Source organism: Pseudomonas lalkuanensis (genome assembly GCF_008807375.1).
Taxonomy (GTDB): Bacteria; Pseudomonadota; Gammaproteobacteria; order Pseudomonadales; family Pseudomonadaceae; genus Metapseudomonas; species Metapseudomonas lalkuanensis.
The window spans coordinates 61,302-85,691 of sequence record NZ_CP043311.1 but is presented as its reverse complement, the minus strand read 5'-3'; the positions used below and the strand labels follow the sequence as shown (position 1 = coordinate 85,691).

Sequence of the window (24,390 nt, the reverse complement as noted above, 5' to 3'; positions counted from 1 at the left end):
CACACGCAACCCCGTAACAAGGTAGTCCAATGTCTGTATTCACTCCGCTCGAACGCCCGGAACTGGAAGCTTTCCTCGCCCCCTACGGGCTGGGCCGGCTGAAGGACTTCCAGGGCATCGCCGAAGGCTCCGAGAACAGCAACTTCTTCGTCAGCCTGGAAGGGGGTGAATACGTACTGACCCTGGTGGAGCGCGGCCCGGTCCACGACCTGCCGTTCTTCATCGAACTGCTGGATGTGCTCCACGACGCGGACCTGCCGGTGCCCTTTGCCCTGCGCACCGGGGACGGTGACGCCCTGCGCGAGCTCGCCGGCAAGCCGGCGCTGCTGCAACCGCGCCTGCCGGGCAAACACGTGCACCAACCCAATGCCCACCACTGCGCGGAAGTCGGTGCCCTGCTGGCGCGCCTGCACCTGGCCACCCGCGATCAGGTCCTGGAGCGCAAGAGCGATCGCGGCCTGGACTGGATGCTCGATGAAGGTCCGGCGCTGGCCCTGCAACTGGACCAGACGGCCCTGCCGCTGCTGCGTGATGCACTGAAGGAAATCGGCGCGGTGAAGGCGCGTTTCCTCGCCCTGCCGCGCGCCAACCTGCACGCCGACCTGTTCAAGGACAATGCCTTGTTCGACGGCACCCACCTGTCCGGCGTGATCGACTTCTACAACGCCTGTTCCGGGCCGATGCTCTATGACCTGGCCATCTGCCTGAACGACTGGTGTTCGGACGCCGACGGCCGCCTCGACAGCCAGCTCGCCCGCGCCCTGCTCGGCGCCTACGCGGCGCTGCGCCCCTTCACCGCCGCCGAAGCCGAACTCTGGCCGACCGCCTTGCGCATCGCCTGTGTGCGCTTCTGGTTGTCGCGCCTGATCGCCGCCAATGCCTTCGCCGGGCAGGATGTGCTGATCCACGATCCAAGTGTGTTCCAGCGGCGCCTGGCGCAGCGGCAGAAAGTAGAGCTGCCGTTGCCGTTTGCGCTCTGAGGCGCACGGTTCTTCGCATTTCCTGTGGGAGCGAATTCATTCACGAATGAATTCGCTCCCACAGATCCGCACTTCGTAGAAATTCCGAGTCGACATCCCTGTCATGACCCATCTGCCTCGCTTACCCCCGGCCTGGCCATCCATGGCCTGTCGTTCGCCGGGGCAACGCATGCGTTGCCTGCCCCGGCTCACCCACACTTGGAATGGCCGCAGTTGAGGCAGGTCGCGCAGCCATCCATTTGCACCACCGCCTGGGTATTGCACTTGCCGCAGAGCTGGGCGCCGGGCGGGAAGCCCTCGCCGGGCTCGGCGGTGGTGGTGCCCTGGCTGGCCTCGTAGGCGGCACGCTTTTCCGCCAGGTAGAGGCGCTGTTCCTCGTCCAGCTTCTGGCCTTCCATCAGGCCGATGGCGATCAGGTGGCGCTCCAGCACGGCGCCGATCTCCGCCACCAGCGACGGCATGTAGACGCCGCCGCGCTTGAGGTAACCGCCTCGTGGGTCGAACACCGCCTTCAGCTCTTCCACCAGGAAGGTGCAGTCGCCTCCCTTGCGGAATACCGCCGACATGATGCGGGTGAGGGCGACGATCCACTGGAAGTGCTCCATGCCCTTGGAGTTGATGAAGATTTCGAAGGGCCGGCGCTGCTCGAAGGCGGTGCCGGGGTTGAGCACGATGTCGTTGATGGTCACGTAGAGCGCGTGCTCGAACAGCGGCGACTTGATCTTGTAGGTGGCACCCACCAAGGTTTCCGGCCGCTGCAGGGTTTCGTCCATCTGCACCACGGCAGCCGCTTCCTCGGCGGCCTTGCGGACCTTTTCCTGTTCCAGGTCCACCAGGCTGAAGCCCTTGATCTTCTTCTCGATCTTGATGGTCATGACCGCCTCCGATCATTCAGTACTTGCCGTAGTAGCCTTCCTTCAGGGCTTCGAACAGGTTGGCGGCGGTGTGCACCTCGCCGTCGTACTCCACCTCCTCGTTACCGCGAAGCTCCACCAGGGTGCCGTCTTCCAGCTCGAAGCGGTAAACCGTCCTCTCAAGGTCCGCGTCCTTCACCAGTACGCCCTGGAAGGCCGCCGGATTGAAGCGGAAGGTGGTGCAGCCCTTGAGGCCCTGGCGCCAGGCGTGCAGATAGATGTCCTTGAAATCCTCGAAGGGGAAATCGGAGGGCACGTTGGCGGTCTTGGAGATGGAGGAGTCGACCCACTTCTGCGCCGCCGCCTGCATGTCCACATGCTCGGCCGGACTGATATCGTCGGCACTCACGAAATAGTCCGGCAGGCGCTGCGCCGGGTGCTCGGCATCCGGCCGGGCCTGGCCGTTGACCAGGGCGCGGTAGGCCAGCAGCTCATAACTGCGCACTTCGATCTTCTCCTTGGTCTTGCGCCCGGGACGGATCAGGTTGCGCGAATACTGGTGCGCGTAACTCGGCTCGATGCCGTTGGAGGCGTTGTTCGCCAGGCTGAGGCTGATGGTGCCGGTGGGGGCGATGGAGCTGTGGTGGGTGAAGCGCGCGCCCACCTCGGCCAGTTCGGCCACCAGTTCCGGGGCATGCTCGGCGACACGCTGCATGTAGCGGGAATAGCGGGCGTGGAGGACGCGGCCGGGAACACGGTCGCCTACCTTGTAGCCGTCGTCCACCATTTCCGGGCGCTTGCGCAGCATGGCGGCGGTCACCTCATAGTCGAGCGCCAGGATGGGCGCCGGACCTTTCTCCCGCGCCAGCTCCAGGGCCACCTGCCAGCCGGCCAGGGCCATTTCCCGCGCCACCTCTTCGGTGAACACGCAGGCCTCGGTGCTGCCGTAGCGCAACCGCAGCAGCGCGAGGGCCGAGCCGAGGCCGAGAAAGCCCATACCGTGACGGCGCTTGCCGAGAATTTCCTCGCGCTGCTTCTCCAGCGGCAGCCCATTGATCTCCACCACGTTGTCGAGCATGCGGGTGAAAACCCGCACCACGGCGCGGAAGCGCTCCCAGTCGAAATGAGCGTCCTCGGTGAACGGCTCCTCGACGAAGGCAGTGAGGTTGATCGAGCCGAGCAGGCAGGAACCATAAGGAGGAAGTGGCTGCTCCCCGCACGGGTTGGTGGCCCGGATCGCCTCGCACCACCAGTTGTTGTTCAGCTCGTTGACCCGGTCGATGAGGATGAATCCGGGCTCGGCGAAATCGTAGGTGGACACCATGATCATGTCCCACAGGTGCCGGGCCTGGACGCGGCCGTAGACCTTGCACGCCACCAGGCCGTCCTCGCGGGTGATGTAGCCCTCGTGCACCGGCCAGTCGCGCCAGATCACCTGGGTCGAGTCACCGAAGTCGAGCTCCTCGCGTTCCTTGGGGTGCACCGGGTAGAGCAGCGGCCATTCGGTGTCGTTCTCCACCGCGTGCATGAAGGCATCGCTCACCAGCAGGCTGAGGTTGAACTGGCGCAGACGGCCATCCTCGCGCTTGGCGCGGATGAACTCGCGCACGTCCGGATGGCAGACGTCGAAGGTGCCCATCTGCGCACCGCGGCGGCCGCCTGCGGAACTCACGGTGAAGCACATCTTGTCGTAGATATCCATGAAGGACAGCGGCCCGCTGGTCTGCGCACCGGCCCCGGAAACGTAGGCACCGCGCGGGCGCAGGGTGCTGAATTCGTAGCCGATGCCGCAGCCGGCCTTGAGGGTGAGCCCGGCTTCATGGACCTTGCCGAGGATGTCGTCCATGGAGTCGAGGATGGTGCCGGAAACGGTGCAATTGATGGTCGAGGTGGCGGGCTTGATGTCCTGGGCGCCGGCGTTGGAAATGATGCGCCCGGCGGGGATGGCGCCATTGCGCAGGGCCCAGAGGAAGCGTTCGTACCAGTGCTCGCGGGCCGAGGCGTCGGTCTCCACCTCCGACAGGGCACGGGCCACGCGTTGCCAGGTGGCGTCGGGGGTGAGGTCGATCGGCGTACCGTCCCTGTGCTTGAGGCGGTACTTGCTGTCCCAGATGTCTTCCGACGCCGCCTGCAAGGCGATGCCGTGATTGCCCTGGACCTGCCTGGGGGTTCCCGTTCTGGCCATCCGTCGCCCTCCTGCGATGAAGCGTCCAGACTAGTCTGACCACGAATGCCGGCCGCTGACTCATATCAAGACAGCCCGCGGCCCCTCTCTCACCTTAGCAGTCCGTGCGATATCGCCCGGTAGGGTGCGCCATGTATACCGGCTAAACATGTGCACCCTACCGTCGAGATCAGAGGGCCTCCAGGCACCCCGCCAGGCCGTCGCCCAGGTTCTGCAGCAGGGCCTCGTAGCCGTTGGCGGACACCGGGGCGTTCATGCCCAGGGCATCCAGTTCGGCCAGGCGCACCGGGAGGCCGGCGGTCAGGGTGTCGGCCAGACGCGGGCGCACCGGCGGCTCGCTGAACACGCAGCTCGGGCCGGCCGCCTGCAGCCGCTCACGCATGGCAGCAATGTGGCGCGCACCGGGTTGCACTTCGCTGGCCACGCTGAATACGCCGGCATGACGCAAGCCGTAGGCGGCCTCGAAATAGTCGAAGGCCTCGTGGAAGACGAAGAACGGCTTGTCGGCGACCTTGGCCATGCGCGCCTTGAGAGTGGCATCGAGCTGGTCGAGGCGACCCTGGAACGCCGCCAGATTGTCCTGGTAGCGGGCGGCGTTGGCCGGGTCGGCGGCAGCCAGGTCGGCGGCCATGCGAGCGGCGATCAGCCGGGCGTTGGCCGGCAGCAGCCAGAGATGGGCGTCCATCGAGCCGGGACGATGGTCGTGGTCGTGCTCGTGTTCGTCGTGCTCGCCTTCATGCTCATCCTGCAGCGCCTCGAAATGGCGCAGGGTCATGCCGGGCTCGCTCTGCAAGGCCACGCTGGGCTTGTCGCGCCCTGTCAGCACGCGGGGCAGGAAGCCTTCGAGGTCCGGGCCAACCCAGTAGAACAGGTCGGCCTCACGCACCCGGCGCACGTCGGAAGGGCGCAGGGCGTACTGGTGCGGCGAGGCTCCGGGGGGCAGCAGCACCTCCGGCTGGCCGGCGCCGTCCTGAACGGCTGCGGCGATCAGTTGCAGTGGCTTGATGCTGGTCAAAAGGCGCACGTCGGCCTGGGCCGACAGGGCAAAGGCGCTGAGGAACAGGGAGACGAATAGACGGAACACGGCACAGACTCGGCGGGAAAAGAGTTATAGAATAACGTCTCTTTCTCTGAACGTCGCCGCCATGCTCAAGCCGATCAGCGCAAAAGCCCCCCTGGCCTGTCGCCCCCACGACCATTCCCACTGCGTATCCAACGCCCTGGCCGAAGCCGAAGCCATCTGCGGCCGGCAGGGCCTGCGCCTGACCGCCCTGCGCAAACGCGTGCTGGAACTGGTATGGCAGAGCCACAAGCCGCTGGGTGCCTACGACATCCTCGGCGTGCTGACCGAGGAAGATGGCCGCCGCGCGGCACCGCCCACCGTCTACCGTGCCCTGGATTTCCTCCTGGAAAACGGCCTGGTGCACCGCATCGCCTCGCTCAACGCCTTCGTCGGCTGCAACCATCCGGGCGAGTCCCACCAGGGCCAGTTCCTCATCTGCCGCAACTGCCAGACGGCCATCGAGCTGGAGCAATCCTGCATCAGCCAGGCCATTGTCGACAGCGCGAAATCCGTCGGATTCTCCGTCGAGGGCCAGACCGTCGAAGTCGTCGGCCTCTGCGCCAGCTGCCAGGTGGCCGCATGAGCGAGGCACTGATCCGCCTCGAAAAGGTCGGCGTCGACTTTGCCGGGCAGCCGGTGCTGCAGGACGTGCACCTGGCCGTGAAGGCCGGGGAGATCGTCACCCTGATCGGCCCCAACGGTGCCGGCAAGACCACCCTGGTGCGCACCGTTCTCGGCCTGCTCAAGCCGGACAAGGGCGAGGTCTGGCGCAAGCCGCGGCTGCACATCGGCTACATGCCGCAGAAGCTCCAGGTGGATGCCACCCTGCCGCTCACCGTGCTGCGTTTCCTGCGCCTGGTGCCGGGCGTGGACCGCAAGGCGGCCCTCGCCGCGCTGGATGAAGTAGGCGCCGTGCAGGTGATCGACAGCCCGCTGCAGAACATTTCCGGCGGCGAATTGCAGCGCGTGCTGCTGGCCCGTGCGCTGCTGCGCGAACCCGAGCTGCTGGTGCTCGACGAGCCCGTGCAGGGCGTCGATGTCGCCGGCCAGGCCGAGCTCTATCGCCTGATCACCCGCCTGCGCGACCGCCACGGCTGCGGCGTGCTGATGGTTTCCCACGACCTGCACCTGGTGATGAGCGCCACCGACCAGGTGGTCTGCCTCAATCGCCATGTCTGCTGCTCCGGCCACCCGGAACAAGTCAGCGGCGACCCGGCCTTCGTCGAGCTGTTCGGCCAGGATGCCAAGAGCCTCGCGGTCTACCACCACCATCACGACCACGCCCACGACCTGCATGGCGAAGTGGTGAAGCAACCTTTCCCCGCCGGCACCCGTTTCACTCCCGTCCACCAGCACGGCCCCGACTGCAACCATGGCTGATTTCCTGCTCAACGCACTGCTCGCCGGCCTCGCCCTGGCCCTGGTGGCCGGTCCTCTCGGCTCCTTCGTGGTCTGGCGGCGCATGGCCTATTTCGGCGACACCCTGTCCCACGCCGCGCTGCTCGGCGTGGCCCTGGGCCTGATGCTGGACGTCAGCCCGACCCTCGCCGTGACCGTCGGCTGCGTACTGCTCGCAGTGCTGCTGGTCACCCTGCAGCAACGCCAGCCGCTGGCGTCAGACACCCTGCTGGGCATCCTCGCCCACAGCACCCTGTCGCTGGGTCTCGTGGCCCTGAGCTTCATGAGCGAAGTGCGTATCGACCTGATGGGCTACCTCTTCGGCGACCTGCTGGCGGTCAGCCGCAGCGACCTTGCCTGGATCCTCGGCGGCAGCGCCCTGGTGCTGCTGGTGCTGATCCCCATGTGGCGGCCGCTGCTGGCGATCACCGTGCACGAGGAACTGGCGCGGGTAGAGGGCCTGCCAGTGGCAGCCATCCGCCTCGCCCTGATGCTGCTGATCGCGGTGGTGATCGCCGTGGCGATGAAGATCGTCGGCGTGCTGCTGATCACCTCGCTGCTGATCATCCCGGCCGCCGCCGCCCAGCGCCACGCCCGCAGCCCCGAGCAAATGGCCCTGGGCGCCAGCCTGCTGGGCCTGGTGGCGGTCTGCGCCGGCCTTGCGCTGTCCTGGTTCAAGGACACCCCGGCCGGCCCGTCCATCGTGGTCTCCGCCGCCAGCCTGTTCCTCTTCAGCTTTGCGCTGCCGCGCCGCGCCTGAGATCGGCAAGCACCAGGGACGCGGCCTTCTCGGCGATCATCAGGGTCGGCGAGCAGGTGTTGCCGGAGACGATTTCCGGCATCACCGAGGCGTCGGCAATGCGCAACCCCGGAATACCGTGCACCTTGAGGTCGGCATCCACCACGGCGTCCCGATCCTGCCCCATGCGGCAGGTACCCACCGGGTGGAAGATGGTGGTGCCGATCTGCCCCGCTGCCTCATGCAGCTCCTCTTCGCTCTGCAGCGCCGGTCCCGGCAGGTACTCCTCCGGCCGATAGCGCGCCAACGCCGGCGCGGCGGCGATACGCCGGGTCAGGCGGATGGCATCGGCGGCCACCCGCAGGTCCTCGGCATCACTCAGGTAACCGGGCTGAATCAACGGCGGCGCCCGGTGATCGACAGAGCGGATGTCTACCCGGCCACGGCTACGCGGGCGCAGGTTGCACACCGACGCGGTAAAGGCAGGGAAGGAATGCAGCGGCTCGCCGAATCGCTCCAGGGACAGCGGCTGTACGTGGTATTCGAGATTCGCCCGGGTCTGCTCGGGACCGGAACGGACGAAGGCGCCGAGCTGGCTCGGCGCCATGGCCAACGGCCCGCTGCGGCTGGTGAGGTAGCGCAGCCCCATGCCCAGCCGGCCCCACAGGCTGCCGGCCATCTGGTTGAGGGTCGGCACGCCGGAGACCTTGAAGATCAGCCGCAGCTGCAGGTGGTCCTGCAGGTTTCCGCCCACCCCGGCGAGCTCATGTCGCACGCCGATGCCGAGGCGCTCGAGCAGCGGTCGCGGACCGACCCCCGAGCGTTGCAGCAGCATCGGCGTGCCTACGGCACCGGCGCAGAGGATCACTTCCCGCCGCGCCCGGAATTCATGCTGCACACCCTCCCAGCGCCCCGACACGCCTGCTGCGCGGCCCTGCTCCAGCAACAGGCGCTGCACCTCCACTCCGGTGCGCACCGTGAGATTGGGCCGTTGCGACGCGGGTCGCAGGAACGCCTTGGACGCATTCCAGCGCACCCCGGCACGCTGGTTGACCTGGAAGTAGCCGCAGCCTTCGTTGTCGCCGGTGTTGAAATCGTCCAGCGGGGCAATGCCGCATTCGCCGGCGGCCAGCCGGAAGGCGTCGAGGATTTCCCACGAGAGGCGCTGGCGTTCGACCCGCCACTCGCCGGCACCGTTGTGAAACTCGCTGGAACCGCCGAAATGACTTTCGCTGCGCAGGAACAGGGGCAACACGTCCTTCCAGCTCCAGCCCGCATTGCCCAGCGCCTCCCAGCGATCGTAGTCGGCAGCCTGGCCGCGCATGTAGATCATCCCGTTGATCGAGGAGCTGCCGCCCAGCACGCGCCCGCGCGGGTAACCCAGGCTGCGGCCATGCAGGCCAGGCTCGGCCTCGGTGCGATAGCACCAGTCGGTACGTGGGTTGCCGATGCAATAGAGGTAGCCGACCGGAATGTGGATCCACGGATAGGTGTCACGGCCGCCGGCTTCCAGCAGCAGCACGCGCACGCCGGGGTCGGCGGAAAGCCGGTTGGCCAGCAGGCAGCCGGCAGGGCCGGCGCCGACGATGAGGTAGTCGAAGTCCTGGAGGGCTGGGTACATGGCAATCCTCGCCGTTCTTGTCGTTGTGGCTGGCCATATTGCAGCAGTGGCGGTTCCGACAGGAGCCGCGAAAGGTCCGCAAGGCCAGTGAGATGCCTCTGGAAATGCCATCTTCGCGGCCGTTTTGCCCCTACTTTTTGTCCTGATCAGCGCTGCAGTGTAGAATCGCGCGTTTTTTGAGCAATCAGAGACCTGCTGGAATGAAGCTGTTCGCCACTCGTTGCCTGCCCGTTGTCGCCTTTTCCCTGCTGTTGGCCGCCTGCCAGACCGCCCAGCAAGTGGCCGAGGTACCAACCGACGATCTGGTCAGCAGCTTCCGACATCTCGACCAGGACCTTGCCGACGGCAAGCTCACCGAAGCAGAGACTCAGCTCAAGGGCCTGGAAGAAAGGGCCGCCGGCGACACCCGTCTCGAGCAGTACCAGCGCCAGCTGGCCGATGCCTGGCTCAAGCGCGGCCAGGACGCCCTGCAGCAAGGCGACCTGGACAACGCCACCAAGGCCCTCAGCCATGCCCGTAGCCTGATGCCCCAGGCGCCCGCCCTGACCACCGGCCTGGACGGCGCCATCGACCAGGCCCGCGAAGCCGCCGAAGCCCGCGCCGAACAGGCCCGCCACGCCGCCGAGGCCGCCGCTGCCAAGGAAAATGCCGCGCGCCTGGACCAGGCCCGTCAGCTGCGCGAGGCCGCCGAACGCCAGGCCGCCGCCATCCAGGCGCAGACCGTCCTGCCCAATACGCCCCTGGGCGAAAAGCCCGTTGTCCAGGACAGCAAGCCACGCGCGCTGAAACCGCTGGTGGAGCTGCCCATGCTCGACCGCGACGACAACGAGAACCTGCGCCGCCTGCTGGATGGCGTGGCCGCCGATATCGTCGCCCACGATTGCACCGTGCAGATCCAGGTGCGTGAGGCCAAGGACTACCCCTGGGTCGCCGCCCTGCTGTCGGCACGGGTGAAGAAGCTCGATCCCGGCTTCAAGACCCAGTACAGCCAGGCCCTGAACCCCGACCAGGTGCCGCGCCTGGTACTCAGCCCGCGCCACTGAACGTCCCGGCCGGCGGCAGCTAGACTCCACGGAGTCCGCCTGTCGCTTATTCCCTCCTGCTATAGCCATAGGTCCAGAAAGATTTTCTGTGCCTATGTGCCAGCAGGTAAACTTGCCGGTTTTTAGCCGATCCGGCTAACGACGAACCCACAAGGTTTCCGCAGTGATCGAATTCCATAACGTCCACAAGGCGTACCGCGTCGAAGGCCGCGAAATCCCGGCCCTGCAGCCGACCGACCTCGCCATCCAGAGCGGCGAAGTGTTCGGCCTGATCGGCCACTCCGGTGCTGGCAAGAGCACCCTGCTGCGCCTGATCAACCGCCTTGAAGAACCCACCGGTGGTCGCATCGTCATCGATGGCGAAGACGTCACCGCCCTGGACAGCGAAGGCCTGCGCCGCTTCCGCCAGCGCGTCGGGATGATCTTCCAGCACTTCAACCTGCTGTCGTCCAAGACCGTCGCCGAGAACGTCGCCCTGCCGCTGAAGCTGGCGGGCGAGCTGTCCCGCACCGAGATCGATCGCCGCGTCACCGAACTGCTGGACCGCGTCGGCCTCAGCGACCACGCCCGCAAGTACCCGGCACAGCTTTCCGGCGGCCAGAAGCAGCGCGTCGGCATCGCCCGCGCCCTGGCCACCCAGCCGAAGATCCTGCTCTGCGACGAGGCCACCAGCGCCCTCGACCCGCAGACCACGGCCTCGGTGCTGCAACTGCTGGCCGAGATCAACCGCGAGCTGAAGCTCACCATCGTCCTCATCACCCACGAGATGGACGTGATCCGCCGGGTCTGCGACCGCGTGGCGGTGATGGATGGCGGCGTGATCGTCGAGCAGGGTGCGGTGGCCGATGTGTTCCTGCATCCGCAGCACATCACCACCCAGCGCTTCGTGCTGGAAGACGAGCAGGTGGACGAGAGCGAACAGCGCGATGACTTCGCCCACGTCAGCGGCCGCATCCTGCGCCTGACCTTCCGTGGCGAGGCGACCTACGCCCCGCTGCTGGGCACCGTCGCGCGCCAGACCGGCGTCGACTACAGCATCCTTGCCGGACGCATCGACCGCATCAAGGACACCCCCTACGGCCAGCTGACCCTGGCCCTGACCGGCGGCGACATCGACGCCGCGCTTGGCTGCTTCCGCGAGGCGGACGTGCACCTGGAGATCCTGCGCTGATGGACGCCCTGCTCGCCAATATCGACTGGTACGAAATCTGGCTCGCCACCCTCGACACCTTCCTCATGCTCGGTGGCTCGCTGCTGTTCACCGTGCTGCTGGGCCTGCCGCTGGGCGTGCTGCTGTTCCTCACCGGCCCGCGCCAGCTGTTCGAGCAGAAGGCCGTATACGGCCTGCTGTCGCTGCTGGTGAACGTGCTGCGTTCGCTGCCCTTCATCATCCTGCTGATCGTGATGATCCCCTTCACCGTGTTCCTCACCGGTACCTCCCTGGGCGTCGCTGGCGCCATCCCGCCGCTGGTGGTCGGTGCCACGCCGTTCTTCGCGCGCCTGGTGGAAACGGCGTTGCGCGAGGTGGACCGCGGCATCCTGGAAGCCACCCAGGCGATGGGCGCCACCACCGGCCAGATCATCTGGAACGCCCTGCTGCCGGAAGCGCGGCCGGGCATCTTCGCCGCCATCACCGTCACCGCCATCACCCTGGTGTCCTACACGGCGATGGCCGGCGTGGTGGGCGCGGGCGGCCTCGGCGACCTGGCCATCCGCTTCGGCTACCAGCGCTTCCAGACCGACGTGATGGTGGTCACCGTGGTCCTGCTGCTGGTGCTCGTACAGATACTGCAAACCGTCGGCGACAAGCTGGTGGTGCATTTTTCCCGTAAATGACCTGGCGCCGGCGCCAACCGCGCCGGCCCGATGACTTCCCACAAGGAGCCGTTCATGAAGAAACTGCTGGTGGCCTTCGCTGCCCTGACCGCCCTCTCCGCCCAGGCCGACACCCTGAAAGTCGCCGCCACCCCGGTGCCCCACGCGGAGATCCTCGAGTTCATCAAGCCGCAACTGGCCAAAGAAGGCGTGGACTTGCAGGTGAAGGTCTTCACCGACTACGTCCAGCCCAACGTGCAGGTTGCCGAAGGCCGTCTGGACGCCAACTTCTTCCAGCACCAGCCTTACCTCGACGAGTTCAACAAGGCCCGCCAGACCAAGGTGAAGCTGGTTTCCGTCACCGGCGTGCACGTCGAGCCCTTCGGCGCCTACTCCAGCAAGGTGAAGTCCCTGGCCGAGCTGCCGGAAGGCGCCCAGGTGGTCATCCCCAACGACGCCACCAACGGCGGCCGCGCCCTGCTCCTGCTGGACAAGGCCGGCGTGATCAAGCTGAAGGACAACACCAGCATCACCGCCACCCCGAAGGACATCGTCGAGAACCCCAAGGGCATCAAGGTCCGTGAGCTGGAAGCCGCCACCCTGCCGCGCGTGCTGAACCAGGTCGACCTGGCGCTGATCAACACCAACTATGCGCTGGAAGCCAAGCTGAACCCCACCAAGGACGCCCTGGTGATCGAAGGCAGCGACTCGCCCTACGTGAACATCCTGGTATCGCGCGAGGACAACAAGGCCAGCGCCGACATGCAGAAACTGGCCAAGGCCCTGAACAGCCCCGAGGTGAAGAAATTCATCGAGCAGAAGTACAAGGGCGCCGTGGTTCCGGCGTTCTGATCGCGTCCGGCTGAATGAGAAAGCCCGCTCAATGAGCGGGCTTTTTTGTGGGTGCCTGGCTAGCGCACTCGGCTTGATCGTAGGGTGCGCCGGGATTTCGGTGCGCGCAACGCAGCCTGCGCGGTACGCCCGATTCGCGTCAGCTTTTCGGTGCGACCAGACCCGGCAGCTGCTCCTTGAGCTTCTGGTTGTTCAGCGGCGAGCGGATGAAGCCGCGCTGGGTGCCGTCAGGGCCGAGGACCACCAGGTTGCCGCTGTGGTCGACGGTGTAGTTTTCCTTGCTGGTATCGGCCGGGATGAAGGGAATGCTCACGGCGTTGGCGAGCTTCTGCAGGGTGGGCAGGTCACCGGTGATGCCGACGAACGTCGGGTCGAAGTAGCCGATGTACTGCTTGATCTGCTGCGGGGTGTCGCGGTTCGGGTCGACGCTGACGAACACGAAGCGCAGGTTGTCCTGCGCCTGCTGTGGCAGCAGGCCCTTGAGCTCACGCATCTGCGCCAGGGTGGTGGGGCAGATGTCGGGGCAGAAGGTGTAGCCGAAGAACACCAGGCTCCACTTGTCCTTGAGCTGGTCCACTGCGATCTTCTGGCCGTTCTGGTCGACCATTTCCAGCGCCGGCAGGGTGCGGCTCTGGGGCAGCAGGACGATACCGGCATCGAGCAGCCTGGTCGGGTCGGCCTGGCCCTGGCTGGTCAGGACACGGTGCACGGTGAGGCCGAGCACCACGGCCACGATGGCGACGAGGACGAAGACGGTTTTCTGGATTCTGGTCATAGGTTCAGCATCAGGTAGTGGTCCACCAGCAGGGCGATGAACAGCAGGAAGAGGTAGGCGATAGAGTACTTGAAGGTCTTGATCGCAGCGTGCGGTTTGCTGTCACGGTACAGCACCCAGGCCCACTGCAGGAAGCGCGCCCCAAGAGCCACCGCGCACGCCAGGTAAAGCACGCCGCTCATGTGGATGACGTAGGGCAGCAGGCTGACCGCGAACATCACCAGGGTGTAGAGCAGGATGTGCACCTTGGTGTAGTGCTCACCATGGGTCACCGGCAGCATGGGGATGTCGGCCTTGGCGTACTCCTCCTTGCGATGGATGGCCAGGGCCCAGAAGTGCGGAGGGGTCCAGGCGAAGATGATCAGAACCAGCAGCAGCGGCTCGGCGGACATGTGCCCGGTGACGGCGACCCAGCCCAGCAGCGGAGGTGCGGCGCCGGCCAGGCCGCCAATGACGATGTTCTGCGGTGTGGCACGCTTGAGGAAACCGGTGTAGAGCACCGCGTAGCCCACCAGGGACGCCAGGGTCAGCCAGGCGGTCAGCTCATTGGTGAAGGCCAGCAGCAGCGCCTGGCCCAGCACGGCCAGCACGAAGGCGAAGCTCAAGGCAGCCACCGGCGAGACGCGGCCATTGACCACCGGGCGTTTCAGGGTGCGCGCCATGATCGAGTCGATGCGCCGGTCCACCACATGGTTGACCGCCGCCGCCGCACCGGCGCAGAGACCGATACCGAGGTTGCCGAACAGCAGCACCGTCCAGGGCACGCCGGCGCGGGTGGCGAGGAACATGCCGACCAGGGAAGTGATGAGCATCAGCACCACCACCTTGGGTTTGGTCAGTTCCAGGTAATCGCGCCAGCTGGCACGGGCCTGGGTGTGTCCTTGGCTGAGCAGAGTGGCCATGGCGTGTACTCCTTATTTGCTGGGCGAAGTGATCACCGCAGGAGCGAGCTCTGCTCGCGATTCCCCGGCAATCCCGCGTTCGCGAGCAGAGCCCGCTCCTACCGAAAGGGCTGAAGCGCGCACCCGGTAATTGGTGGTGACCAGCACCAGCAGCAACAGGGCGCCGCCACCGTTGTGGGCCACCGCCACTGGCAGCGGCAGATGGAAGATCACGTTGCTGATGCCCAGGCCCACCTGCAGGCACAGGGCCGTCAACAGCAACCCGGCCAAGCCCTTGAGTCCGGCAGCGCGCAGCTGCCAGGCAAGGGCCAGCAGCACGAGGGTGACGACCAGCGCGCCGAGGCGATGGGTCATGTGGATGGCGGTGCGGGCGTCGCTGTCCAGTTGCCCGCCCAGGTAGTTGGGGCCGATGTGCTGGGTGAGGTGGAAGCCGTTGGCGAAGTCCATCGCCGGCCACCACTGGCCGTGGCAGGTGGGCAGGTCGACGCAGGCCACGGCTGCGTAGTTGGAGCTGACCCAGCCGCCGAGGGCGATCTGTCCGATCACCAGCGACAGACCCAGTGCCGCCCACAGCCGCAATCGCTGCGGCAATTGCAGCGGCGGGAAGGCGTTGGACAGCCGCAAGCTCAGCAGCAGCAGCAGCGAGAGCGTGGTGAACCCGCCCAGGAGGTGCGCGGTCACCACCTGGGGCCAGAGCTGCAGGGTCACTGTCCACATGCCGAAGGCGGCCTGGGCGACGACCACCGCCACCAGCAGCAGCGGCAGCTTCAGCGGCTGACCGTCGCGGCCGCGCAGGCGTACGGCATGAATGGCCAGACCGAGGATCACCAGTCCGAGGGTGCCGGCGAAGTAGCGGTGGACCATCTCGTTCCAGCCCTTCCGGGCCTCCACCGGTGCGTGGGGGAAATTCGCCTCGGCATGGGCGAGCTGGGCGTCGGTCTGCGGCACGCCGATGAAGCCATAACAGCCGGGCCAATCGGGGCAGCCGAGGCCAGCGTGGGTCAGGCGGGTGTAGGCACCCAGCAGCACCACGACCAGTGCCAGCAGGGTGGCGAACAGGGCGAGGCGAAATCCGGGCCGGTTCTTGTAGGTATCCACAGCAGTCGCTCCTCACCTTTCCCGAGAAAGGGGTCGATCAACCGATATTGGAAAGCTTCAGCAGGTGGCGCAGGTCGTTGAGGATCTGCTTGCCCTTGGCGGTGCCGTCGTAACGCAGGACGAGGTTGCCGTGAGGGTCGACGATCCACAGGCGGGCGCCACCCAGATTGTCGGTGGCCTTCGCGTAGGTGCCCCTGTCCAGGCCGTAGCGTTTCAACTGCGGATATTCCTGCTTGAGCTTGTCGGCGTAGTCCGCTGGCACATCGGCAGCGGCCAGGGAGTGGCTGGCGCGCGACGCATCGCGGCCCAGGCCGATGTGGATCTGCCGCGCCAGGTAGACCAGCTGCTGGCAATCGGCCTCGCAGGCACCCGGCGCAGTGACCAGTAATTGCCAGGTCTCCTGCGGCGAAGCGCCCTGGACGCCGATATCGGCGCTGGTCTGGCCGTTGCCGATCATCGCGCCGTGATAACTGCGGCCTTCCGGCACCCAGAAGCTGAACTTGTACATGGCGGTGGCGAGCATCATCGGGCCGATCACCACCATCAGGATCAGCAGCAGCTGGATGCGCCCACGGCGGCGCGGCGGCACGGCCTCAGGCATGGCGAGTGCTGGGTTCATTGTTGTTCTCCCGTCCTTTGCGCAATCCGAAATAGATGAACAGGCCGAGCAGGGCCGCCGCCAGGGCGAACCACTGCACGGCGTAGCCGATGTGCTTTTCCGGCCCCATGGCGACCACCGGCCAATCGGTGCGGTAGGCCGCCGGGCCTTCCTCGAGGCGCAGCTCCAGGGGCAGGCCGTTGCGGCCGAGGTGTCGCCAGAGGGCGGCGGCCTCCACCTGGTTGACCAGCTGCGGCCAGCCGCTCGCTTGCAGGTGCTTGAGTTCGAACGCAGCGCCCGGCGGTACATAGGCCCGGGCGACCAGCATCTGCTCGCCATCAGGGGTGGTGAAGGCCGGTGCCACGCGGCGATCGGGCCAGGGCAGCCAGCCACGGTTGACCAGCAGCCACTGGCCGCTGGCGCTGTCCTGGAAGGGTTGCAGCAGTTCGACGCCGGCCTTGCCGTCGCGGATGCGGCTGTCCAGCAGCAGGCTGTGGGCGGCGTCGAAATGGCCGTTCAGGCGTACCCGCAGGTGGGCGGGTTCCGAGCTGGCGCGGAGGCTCTCGATGCCGACAGGGGCGGCGATGCGCCGGGCATCAGCGGACGCCAGCAGCTGGCGTTTTTCCTCGGCGCGGGAGAGCTGCCAGAAGCCCAGCCCGAGCAGCACCGGCAGCAGGGCGAGCACCACCAAGGTGGGCGCCAGGCCGGGCCGGAAGGTGCTCATGGCCGCCGTCCGCGAGGCTGAACAGGGCTGGCTATACTGCAAAACATCCCCCTTCCCCCGGAGTCACGCATGCTCAAAGCTGCGATCGTCCTCTTGTTGCTTGCCACGGTGGCCAGCTTGTTCAGCGGTCTTTTCTTCCTGGTCAGGGACGAAGGCCGCAGCTCCCGCGTGGTCAATGCGCTAACGGTTCGTGTAATCCTGGCCGCCCTGACCCTGGCGCTCATCGCCTGGGGTTTCTACAGCGGCCAGTTCGTTTCCCATGTCACCTGGTAAGCCGGAAGCCCCCGCCTCCGGCCACCGCCTTCACAGCACGTAGACGAAGGTGAACAGGCCGATCCAGACCACGTCCACAAAGTGCCAGTACCAGGCCGCCGCCTCGAATCCGAAGTGATGCTCGGGGTCGAAGTGGCCGCGCAGGATGCGCACCAGCATCACAGTCAGGATCAGCGCCCCCAGGGTCACGTGGGCGCCGTGGAAGCCGGTGAGCATGAAGAAGGTGGCGCCATAGATGCCCGAACCCAGGGTCAGCCCCAGCTCCTTGTAGGCGTGGATGTATTCCTCGGCCTGGAAACCCAGGAAGGTCACACCGAGCAGGATGGTCAGCGCCAACCAGAGCTTCAGCGGACCACGCTTGTTCTTGCGCAGGGCGTGGTGGGCGAAGGTCACGGTGAAGCTCGAGGTCACCAGCAGGATGGTGTTGATCAGCGGCAGGTGCCACGGATCTATCACCGCCTTGGGCGGCGGGAACAACTTGGAGTCCGGGTTGTTCAGCAGCGGCCAGGCGTACTCGAAGTTGGGCCAGAGCATGTTGGCGACGCCCTTGGCGCCCTCCCCGCCGAGCCAGGGACCGGCGAAGTGGCGCACGTAGAACAGCGCACCGAAGAAGGCGGCGAAGAACATCACCTCGGAGAAGATGAACCAGCTCATGCCCCAGCGGAATGAACGGTCCATCTGCGGGCTGTAGAGACCGCCCCGGCTCTCGCGGATCACATTGCCGAACCAGCCGAACAGCATGTAGGCCAGGATCAGACCGCCGACGAAGAAGATGATCGGCCCGTTGGATTCCGGGCGCGCCGCCTTGAGGTCGTTGAACCAGGTGCCCACGCCATAGACCGTGGTCAAAAGGCCTATGGTGGCAATGATCGGCCACTTGCTCTGGGCCGGAACGTAATAGTGCTCGTGACTAGCCATCGTTGTTGTTCTCCTTATCGGCCCGTCAGCCGTCATTCCTGGCGACTGGTGGCTTGCGGGCAGTGATATCGAACAGCGTGTAAGCGAGGGTCAGGTGATGCACATCGGCCGGCAGATCACGGTCGACGATGAAGCGCACCGGCATCTCGATGCGCTGGCCGGGCTGCAGGACCTGCTGGGTGAAACAGAAGCATTCGGTCTTGTGGAAGAACGCCGCCGCCTTCGACGGCGCCACGCTGGGGATGGCCTGGGCCGTCATCGGCTTGTCGGTGGGGTTGTAGGCAATGAACAGCATCTCGTTGCTCGCCCCCGGGTGCACCACCAGGTCATCCGCCTTGGGGCGGAACTCCCAGCTCATCCCCGCCGCGTTGGTGGCGAGGAACTGCACCCGCACCTGGCGCTGCTGGTCTTCGTTCTGCGCGCCCTCGTAGGCCGACCCGGTGGTCTTGCCGTTGATGCCGAAGGCCTGGCACATCACGTCATAGATCGGTACCAGGGCAAAACCGAAGCCGAACATCACCACCACCAGCAACAACAGGCGCTGGATCAGGCGGCGAGTGCTCATTTCCCCGCTCATCTCACTTCACTTCCGGCGGTGTAGTGAACGTGTGGTAGGGCGCCGGCGACGGCACGGTCCACTCCAGGCCCTCGGCACCGTCCCAGGGCTTGGCCGGGGCTTTCTTGCCGCCACGGATGCACTTGATGACGATGAACAGGAAGAGGAACTGGGTAGCGCCGAAGGTGAAGGCACCGATGGACGAGATCATGTTGAAGTCGGCGAACTGCAGGTTGTAGTCCGGAATCCGCCGCGGCATGCCCGCCAGCCCCACGAAGTGCATGGGGAAGAACGCCATGTTCATGCCGATGAAGCTCATCCAGAAATGCAGCTTGCCGAGGGTCTCGTCGTACATGTGGCCGGTCCACTTCGGCAGCCAGTAGTAGGCCGAGGCGAAGATGCCGAAGATGGCGCCGGGCACCAGCACATAGTGGAAGTGAGCCACCACGAAGTAGGTGTCGTGGTACTGGAAGTCCGCCGGGGCGATGGCCAGCATCAGGCCGGAGAAGCCGCCGATGGTGAACAGGATGACGAAGGCCACGGCGAACAGCATGGGCGTCTCGAAGGTCAGCGAGCCTTCCCACATGGTGGTCACCCAGTTGAACACCTTCACCCCGGTGGGCACGGCGATCAGCATGGTGGCGAACATGAAGAACAGTTCACCGGTCAGCGGGATGCCCACGGTGAACATGTGGTGCGCCCAGACGATGAACGACAGGAAGGCGATGGACGCGGTGGCGTAGACCATCGAGGTGTAGCCGAACAGCGGCTTGCGGCTGAAGGCCGGGATGATCGAGCTGACCGCACCGAAGGCGGGCAGGATCATGATGTACACCTCGGGGTGGCCGAAGAACCAGAACACGTGCTGGAACAGCACCGGGTCGCCGCCACCGGCGGCACTGAAGAAGCTGGTGCCGAAGTGGATGTCCATCAGCATCATGGTCACGCAACCAGCCAGCACCGGCATCACCGCAATCAGCAGGAAGGCGGTGATCAGCCAGGTCCAGACGAACAGCGGCATCTTCATCAGGGTCATGCCCGGGGCGCGCAGGTTGAGGATGGTGGCGACCACGTTGATCGCGCCCATGATCGAGCTGATGCCCATCAGGTGGATGGCGAAGATGAAGTAGGTGACGCTTTCCGGCGCATAGGTGGTCGACAGCGGCGCGTAGAAGGTCCAGCCGAAGTTCGGTCCGCCACCTGCGCTGAACAGGGTGCTGACCAGCAGGCCGAAGGCGGCCGGCAGCAGCCAGAAGCTGAAGTTGTTCATCCGCGGCAGGGCCATGTCCGGCGCGCCGATCATCAGCGGGATCATCCAGTTGGCCAGGCCCACGAAGGCCGGCATCACCGCGCCGAACACCATGATCAGACCGTGCATGGTGGTCATCTGGTTGAAGAATTCCGGCTGCACGATCTGCAGGCCAGGCTGGAACAGCTCGGCGCGGATCACCATCGCCATGGACCCCCCGAGGAGGAACATGGCGAAGCTGAACCACAGGTACATGGTGCCGATGTCCTTGTGGTTGGTGGTCAGTACCCAGCGCATCAGCCCCTTGGCCGGGCCGTGGTGGTGATCATGCCCGGCATGATCGTGATCGATCACTGCACTCATGTCAGTCTCCATATAGGCCGGTGTCTTCTTCATTGGCTTTCCGCCTGTTTCAGGGCCAGCACTTCCTTCGGAGTCACCATGTCGCCGGTGTTGTTGCCCCAGGCGTTGCGCTCGTAGGTGATGACGGCGGCGATATCGACTTCGGAGAGCTGCTTGCCGAAGGCGGCCATGGAGGTACCCGGCTTGCCGTGGAAGACGATGTTCAGGTGGTCTTGCTTCGGCCCGGTGGCGATCTTCGAGCCTTTGAGCGCCGGGAACATGGGCGGCATGCCCTGACCTTCAGGCTGGTGACAGGCGGCGCAGGTGGTGTGGTAGACCTTGTCGCCTCGCGCAACCAGTTCGTCCAGGGTCCATTCCTTGTCGGTCAGCTCCTTCTGCTTGGCGGTCTCTTCCTTGCGCGCGGCCAGCCACTTGGCGAAGTCCTCCTGGGACTTGGCCTCGACAACGATGGGCATGAAGCCATGATCCTTGCCGCACAGCTCGGTGCACTGGCCACGGTAGAGGCCGGGCTTCTCGATGCGCGTCCAGGATTCGTTGACGAAGCCGGGAATGGCGTCCTTCTTCACCGCCAGCGCCGGCACCCACCAGGAGTGGATCACGTCGGCGGCAGTGATCAGGAAGCGCACCTTGGTGCCCACCGGCACCACCAGCGGCTGGTCGACTTCCAGCAGGTAGTGCTCGTCCTTCGGCGCCTTGTTGTGGATCTGCTCGGCGGGCGTGGCCAGGTTGCTGAAGAACTCCACGTCCTGGCCCAGGTACTTGTAGTGCCATTTCCACTGGTAGCCGGTGATCTGCACATCCAGTCCGGACTCGGAGGTGTCGTAGATGTCGATCAGGGTCTTGGTCGCCGGCACCGCCATCAGCACGAGGATGACGAAGGGCACGACAGTCCAGAGGATTTCAACCGTGGTGCTCTCGTGGAAGTGCGCCGGCTGCTGGCCGGTGGAGCGGCGGTGGATGATCATCGACCAGAACATGGCACCGAAGACCAGTACGCCGATGACGACGCAGATCCAGAAGATGGTCATGTGCAGATCGAAAACGGTGCGGCTGACCTCGGTTGCACCAGGCGCCATGTTGACTGTCCAGGCAGCCTCCGCCTGGCTGAGAACAGACAGCAGCAGGAGTCCCATCCAGACTCGTGGATGTCGCATCATTGCGGGTTCCCCTTCTCGTTCTTGTTATCCCGCCGGCTGGGCCAACGGCTTGGGGACGGCTGTCCGGACTACCACACTCGGACCGCCGACCTCGGCACGCAGGTGCACAGTCGGGTTCCATCAGGTAATGCCTTTCGAGTCGGAGTATAGACAGGGACTTCCGGTGCGCAACGCGACCGAAGAAATGGCTGAAGGCGCGTAAGCCTTGTCCTAAACGCCACGGGTGGCGTGGGCTGCAAGCAGATGGCAAAGTGCTTTTATAGCCTGCCCGAATAACCGCCGGGCAATTATGACAATCCGGTCTTAGCAGTTCCGCTGAGCGAGCTAAGGTCTTGTCTTCAACTTTTCATTCACCTGCAACCGCCATGTCCTTTTCAGGAGCAGTCATGAACACCGCCGCACTGCGCGAACTCATCCAGCGCGCCCTCCAGAACGAAGTCGCCTCCTCCCAACTGACCCGGATACTGGAAGCCCAGGTCGCCAGCCTGCACCCCGCCATTCGTCTGCCGGCAGAGGATGCCCAGGGCGTGCTCGCCCGTTTCATCGCCGCTTATGTGGAACAGGTCCCGGACGTGCTGGATGCCGCCGCCAATGTCGCCCGTGAAGCCGGGATCGAAGCCCGCATCAAACCGGTGCTCAAGGTCGCCGAACAATTCTTTCTGCAACCCCCGGCCCTGATGGCCGGTCATGAAGGCCTGGAGGGCCTGCTCGACGAGGCCTACCTGGCCCATCGCCTGGTGGAGGAAGTCAATGACCGCTACATCGTGCACTTCGGCCAGCCGCTGATCCCGCTGGATACCACGGTGGCCAACCTGATCGCCCACCAGCTCATCGGCGAGCCATTCGCCAACCAGTTGGACGAAGCCGTGCACCATGCCGTGGACGGCCTGCTGGACGACCAGGTGTTCAGCCAGCCGTCGGCCCAGGCCTATCGCCAGCAACTGCACGATCCCAAGGTGGAGGAAGCCTGGAAACGCTGGCCGTGCATGTCCCAGCAACTGGGCGTCGGGCTGGAACTGAACCAGGGCCAGCGTTCCGCCGGTTGAATGAAAAAGGGGCTGCACCGGCAGCCCCTTTTTTCATCACTCCGCCTGGTAGCGCGGTCGTGGCGTGGCCATCGGCAGCGGACCGTCACCGATCGCGCGGAAGCGCCCCTGCTCGGCATCGTAGGCCTTGATGACGGAAGTCTCGATGTCATAGACCCAGCCATGGATGAACAGCTGTCCGCTGGCCAGGCGCGCCGCCACCGAGGGGTGGGTGCGCAGGTGGTCGAGCTGGGCCACCACGTTCTCTTCGGTGAGCACCGCCAGGGACTCGTGGCTGGCGCAGCCGCAGTTTTCCTGAACCACCACCTTGGCCACCTCGGCATGGCGCAGCCAGGCCTTTACGGTGGGCATGCGCTCCAGCGTCTGTGGGTCCATCACCGCCTTCATGGCGCCGCAGTCGGAGTGGCCGCAGATGATGATGTGGTGCACGCCGAGGGCCATCACCGCGAATTCGATGGCCGTCGAGACGCCGCCGTTCATCTGGCCATAAGGCGGCACCACGTTGCCGACGTTACGGGTGACGAACAGGTCGCCGGGCGAGCTCTGGGTAATCAGCTCGGGGACGATACGCGAGTCGGCACAGGTGATGAACATGGCGCGGGGTTTCTGCTCATGGGCAAGCTTCTTGAACAGTTCCTCCTGTTGCGGGAAGACTTCGTCGCGGAACCGCTGGAAGCCCTCGACTATGTTCCGCAGGGCTTCTTCGGCGCTTTCACTGCCCAGCTTGTCGTGCTCGTTGCTCATGCTGCCAACCTCGGTGATCGTAGGAATTGTCTTTTATGCCGCGCATTATCCACGTATTGCCGGCATTTGAATTCCTACAGGACTGTCGTAACAGCCCCCCGAGTCACACTTCAAAGTAACGCCATTTGTCCACCGGGCGGACAGAAGCGTGAACAGTCCAGCTCATAGTCGCGTCGCCGGTTCAGTCCCAGCTTGCGGATGGCGACGGCAAAACGCTGCGCCAGCAATTCGGCGAAAGGTCCCTGGCCCTTGAAGCGGTGGCCGAAACGGCTGTCGTAGATTTCCCCGCCACGGCACTGGCGAATGATGCTCATCACATGGGCGGCGCGCTGCGGGTAATGCGCTTGCAACCATTCTTCAAAAAGCGGGCCCACCTCCCTGGGCAGGCGCAGCAGCATGTAGTTCGCCTGTAGCGCACCATTATCCCGAGCCGCTTCCAGCAGGCTCTCCAGCTCCATGTCATTGACCATGGGGATCATCGGCGAACAGAGCACACCCACCGGGACGCGGTTCTCGCTCAGCACACGAATCGCCCGCAGGCGTGCCGACGGGGCGGCGGCGCGAGGTTCCAGGGTGCGTTTCAGTTCATCGTCGAGGGTGGTGAGGCTGACCATCACCGCCACCAGGTTCTGCTCTGCCAGATCAGTGAGCAGGTCGAGGTCGCGCAGCACCAGCGAGCCCTTGGTAACGATGGTCACCGGGTGGCGGTAGCGCAGCAGGACTTCGAGGGTCTGGCGGGTGAGGCGGTATTCGCGCTCGATGGGCTGGTACGGGTCGGTGTTGGAACCGAGGTTGATCGGCGCGCACTGGTAACCCGGCTTGGAGAGCTGCTGTTCGAGCAGGGCGACGGCGTTGGTCTTGGCGATGAGCCGGGTTTCGAAATCCAACCCCGGCGACATGTCCCAGTAGGCATGGCTGGGCCGGGCGTAACAGTAGATGCAGCCGTGCTCGCAGCCGCGGTAGGGATTCACCGAACGGTCGAAGGGCAGGTCCGGCGACTGGTTGCGGGTGATGATGCTTTTGGCGGTTTCCTGCCGCACTTCGGTCGCGCGGCTGGGCGGGACTTCCTGGAACCAGCCGTCATCCATCGCCACCGAGGTGGTCGGTGAGAAGCGATTGAAGGGGTTGCTGGCCGTACCACGGCCACGGGGCGGAAGAGGGGCAGGCATGGAAGAATCTCCGCAAACTGTATATTCATACAGTATATGGAGATTCTTCCTACGACTAGCTGGATTCTGCCGGACGGTGCGTGCTCAGCGGCAGGGCTATCCGTGGGAAATTCCATGTCAGCACTGCAGCCTTCCAGGGTGGATGGCGCTTTTCCATCCACCAGAGGCGCCATGCCAGGCCTCGAATGGTGGACCGGCGAAGCGTGGTCCACCCTGCGACTGCCATGACGGGGATACCTGCGGGAGCGAATTCATTCGCGACTGAATT

Annotated in this window: 25 protein-coding genes; 10 read left to right on the top strand and 15 right to left on the bottom strand. The window is 65.3% G+C overall.

The features are described from left to right. Positions 1-29: 29 nt before the first annotated feature. Positions 30-980, top strand: a complete 951-nt coding sequence (locus FXN65_RS00430; protein ID WP_151131134.1) for a homoserine kinase — start codon at positions 30-32, stop codon at positions 978-980. A gap of 188 nt (positions 981-1,168) precedes the next feature. Here FXN65_RS00430 and FXN65_RS00425 read toward each other — a convergent pair whose 3' ends face one another. The 3 genes from FXN65_RS00425 to FXN65_RS00415 form a co-directional block, all read right to left on the bottom strand. After that, a complete protein-coding gene (locus tag FXN65_RS00425; protein WP_151131133.1) occupies positions 1,169-1,855 on the bottom strand; it encodes a TSCPD domain-containing protein in 687 nt (228 codons plus the stop codon). 16 nt (positions 1,856-1,871) lie between these two features. Next, a complete protein-coding gene (locus FXN65_RS00420) occupies positions 1,872-4,019 on the bottom strand; it encodes an adenosylcobalamin-dependent ribonucleoside-diphosphate reductase (protein WP_151131132.1) in 2,148 nt (715 codons plus the stop codon). A 169-nt stretch (positions 4,020-4,188) separates the two neighbouring features. Further along, on the bottom strand, positions 4,189-5,103 hold the full coding sequence (locus tag FXN65_RS00415) for a zinc ABC transporter substrate-binding protein (RefSeq protein ID WP_151131131.1): 915 nt from the start codon (positions 5,101-5,103) through the stop codon (positions 4,189-4,191). Between the two features lie 61 nt (positions 5,104-5,164). Here FXN65_RS00415 and FXN65_RS00410 point away from each other — a divergent pair, with 61 nt between their 5' ends. Genes FXN65_RS00410 through znuB form a run of 3 tightly spaced genes read left to right on the top strand, consistent with a single transcriptional unit; the run spans position 5,165 to position 7,240 of the window. After that, the gene (locus FXN65_RS00410; RefSeq protein WP_151131130.1) at positions 5,165-5,665 is read left to right on the top strand and encodes a Fur family transcriptional regulator; all 501 of its coding nucleotides are present in this window, start codon (positions 5,165-5,167) and stop codon (positions 5,663-5,665) included. Next, positions 5,662-6,462 carry a zinc ABC transporter ATP-binding protein ZnuC gene (gene znuC, locus FXN65_RS00405; protein WP_151131129.1) on the top strand — a complete coding sequence of 267 codons (801 nt, stop codon included), beginning with the start codon at positions 5,662-5,664 and terminating at the stop codon, positions 6,460-6,462. Before FXN65_RS00410 ends, znuC begins: the two co-directional genes overlap by 4 nt. Further along, positions 6,455-7,240 carry a zinc ABC transporter permease subunit ZnuB gene (gene znuB, locus FXN65_RS00400; RefSeq protein ID WP_151131128.1) on the top strand — a complete coding sequence of 262 codons (786 nt, stop codon included), beginning with the start codon at positions 6,455-6,457 and terminating at the stop codon, positions 7,238-7,240. Before znuC ends, znuB begins: the two co-directional genes overlap by 8 nt. Here the strand turns inward: znuB and FXN65_RS00395 are convergent. Continuing rightward, the gene (locus tag FXN65_RS00395) at positions 7,212-8,840 is read right to left on the bottom strand and encodes a GMC family oxidoreductase (protein ID WP_151131127.1); all 1,629 of its coding nucleotides are present in this window, start codon (positions 8,838-8,840) and stop codon (positions 7,212-7,214) included. The genes znuB and FXN65_RS00395 overlap by 29 nt on opposite strands. Before the next feature lie 200 nt (positions 8,841-9,040). On the opposite strand from FXN65_RS00395, the gene FXN65_RS00390 reads away from it, so the two are divergent. From FXN65_RS00390 to FXN65_RS00375, 4 genes are all read left to right on the top strand, one after another. After that, a complete protein-coding gene (locus tag FXN65_RS00390) occupies positions 9,041-9,883 on the top strand; it encodes a PA5502 family lipoprotein (protein ID WP_151131126.1) in 843 nt (280 codons plus the stop codon). Between the two features lie 163 nt (positions 9,884-10,046). Beyond that, the gene (locus FXN65_RS00385; RefSeq protein WP_151131125.1) at positions 10,047-11,054 is read left to right on the top strand and encodes a methionine ABC transporter ATP-binding protein; all 1,008 of its coding nucleotides are present in this window, start codon (positions 10,047-10,049) and stop codon (positions 11,052-11,054) included. Next, positions 11,054-11,719, top strand: coding sequence for a methionine ABC transporter permease (locus tag FXN65_RS00380; protein ID WP_151131124.1), 666 nt, complete (start codon positions 11,054-11,056; stop codon positions 11,717-11,719). The genes FXN65_RS00385 and FXN65_RS00380 overlap by 1 nt, the downstream gene beginning before the upstream one ends. Positions 11,720-11,773: 54 nt before the next feature. Then, positions 11,774-12,550: a MetQ/NlpA family ABC transporter substrate-binding protein gene (locus FXN65_RS00375; protein ID WP_151131123.1), complete on the top strand. Its 777-nt coding sequence runs from the start codon at positions 11,774-11,776 to the stop codon at positions 12,548-12,550. A gap of 139 nt (positions 12,551-12,689) precedes the next feature. On the opposite strand, the gene FXN65_RS00370 is transcribed toward FXN65_RS00375, so the two are convergent. The 5 genes from FXN65_RS00370 to FXN65_RS00350 are packed head-to-tail and all read right to left on the bottom strand — an operon-like array spanning position 12,690 to position 16,647. Further along, entirely contained in the window at positions 12,690-13,325 is a 636-nt protein-coding gene (locus tag FXN65_RS00370) for an SCO family protein (protein WP_151131122.1), read from the bottom strand. Continuing rightward, positions 13,322-14,227, bottom strand: coding sequence for a heme o synthase (gene cyoE / locus FXN65_RS00365; RefSeq protein ID WP_151131121.1), 906 nt, complete (start codon positions 14,225-14,227; stop codon positions 13,322-13,324). The genes FXN65_RS00370 and cyoE overlap by 4 nt, the downstream gene beginning before the upstream one ends. Positions 14,228-14,239: 12 nt before the next feature. Beyond that, on the bottom strand, positions 14,240-15,325 hold the full coding sequence (locus tag FXN65_RS00360) for a COX15/CtaA family protein (RefSeq protein WP_151131120.1): 1,086 nt from the start codon (positions 15,323-15,325) through the stop codon (positions 14,240-14,242). A gap of 37 nt (positions 15,326-15,362) precedes the next feature. Continuing rightward, positions 15,363-15,944: a hypothetical protein gene (locus FXN65_RS00355; protein WP_244620702.1), complete on the bottom strand. Its 582-nt coding sequence runs from the start codon at positions 15,942-15,944 to the stop codon at positions 15,363-15,365. Next, a complete protein-coding gene (locus tag FXN65_RS00350; protein ID WP_151131119.1) occupies positions 15,919-16,647 on the bottom strand; it encodes an SURF1 family protein in 729 nt (242 codons plus the stop codon). The genes FXN65_RS00355 and FXN65_RS00350 overlap by 26 nt, the downstream gene beginning before the upstream one ends. 69 nt (positions 16,648-16,716) lie before the next feature. Here FXN65_RS00350 and FXN65_RS00345 point away from each other — a divergent pair, with 69 nt between their 5' ends. Next, complete coding sequence (locus tag FXN65_RS00345; RefSeq protein WP_151131118.1) at positions 16,717-16,920, top strand: twin transmembrane helix small protein; 204 nt, start codon at positions 16,717-16,719, stop codon at positions 16,918-16,920. A 30-nt stretch (positions 16,921-16,950) separates the two neighbouring features. Here the strand turns inward: FXN65_RS00345 and FXN65_RS00340 are convergent, their stop codons facing one another. From FXN65_RS00340 to coxB, 4 genes are read right to left on the bottom strand one after another with little or no spacing between them, the layout of a single operon-like run. Then, on the bottom strand, positions 16,951-17,838 hold the full coding sequence (locus tag FXN65_RS00340) for a cytochrome c oxidase subunit 3 (RefSeq protein ID WP_151131117.1): 888 nt from the start codon (positions 17,836-17,838) through the stop codon (positions 16,951-16,953). Positions 17,839-17,863: 25 nt separating this feature from the next. Further along, positions 17,864-18,415 (bottom strand): cytochrome c oxidase assembly protein, encoded by a 552-nt coding sequence (locus FXN65_RS00335; RefSeq protein ID WP_151131116.1) that lies wholly within the window; start codon positions 18,413-18,415, stop codon positions 17,864-17,866. Position 18,416: 1 nt separating this feature from the next. Next, entirely contained in the window at positions 18,417-20,006 is a 1,590-nt protein-coding gene (gene ctaD, locus FXN65_RS00330; protein WP_151131115.1) for a cytochrome c oxidase subunit I, read from the bottom strand. A 29-nt stretch (positions 20,007-20,035) separates the two neighbouring features. Continuing rightward, positions 20,036-21,163 (bottom strand): cytochrome c oxidase subunit II, encoded by a 1,128-nt coding sequence (coxB, locus tag FXN65_RS00325; protein WP_178119254.1) that lies wholly within the window; start codon positions 21,161-21,163, stop codon positions 20,036-20,038. A gap of 386 nt (positions 21,164-21,549) precedes the next feature. On the opposite strand from coxB, the gene FXN65_RS00320 reads away from it, so the two are divergent. Further along, a complete protein-coding gene (locus FXN65_RS00320; protein WP_151131113.1) occupies positions 21,550-22,209 on the top strand; it encodes a hypothetical protein in 660 nt (219 codons plus the stop codon). A 36-nt stretch (positions 22,210-22,245) separates the two neighbouring features. Here the strand turns inward: FXN65_RS00320 and FXN65_RS00315 are convergent, their stop codons facing one another. Both FXN65_RS00315 and FXN65_RS00310 read right to left on the bottom strand, forming a co-directional pair. Continuing rightward, on the bottom strand, positions 22,246-22,953 hold the full coding sequence (locus FXN65_RS00315; protein ID WP_151131112.1) for a carbonic anhydrase: 708 nt from the start codon (positions 22,951-22,953) through the stop codon (positions 22,246-22,248). A 110-nt stretch (positions 22,954-23,063) separates the two neighbouring features. Then, the gene (locus FXN65_RS00310) at positions 23,064-24,122 is read right to left on the bottom strand and encodes a PA0069 family radical SAM protein (protein ID WP_151131111.1); all 1,059 of its coding nucleotides are present in this window, start codon (positions 24,120-24,122) and stop codon (positions 23,064-23,066) included. Positions 24,123-24,390: the final 268 nt, after the last annotated feature.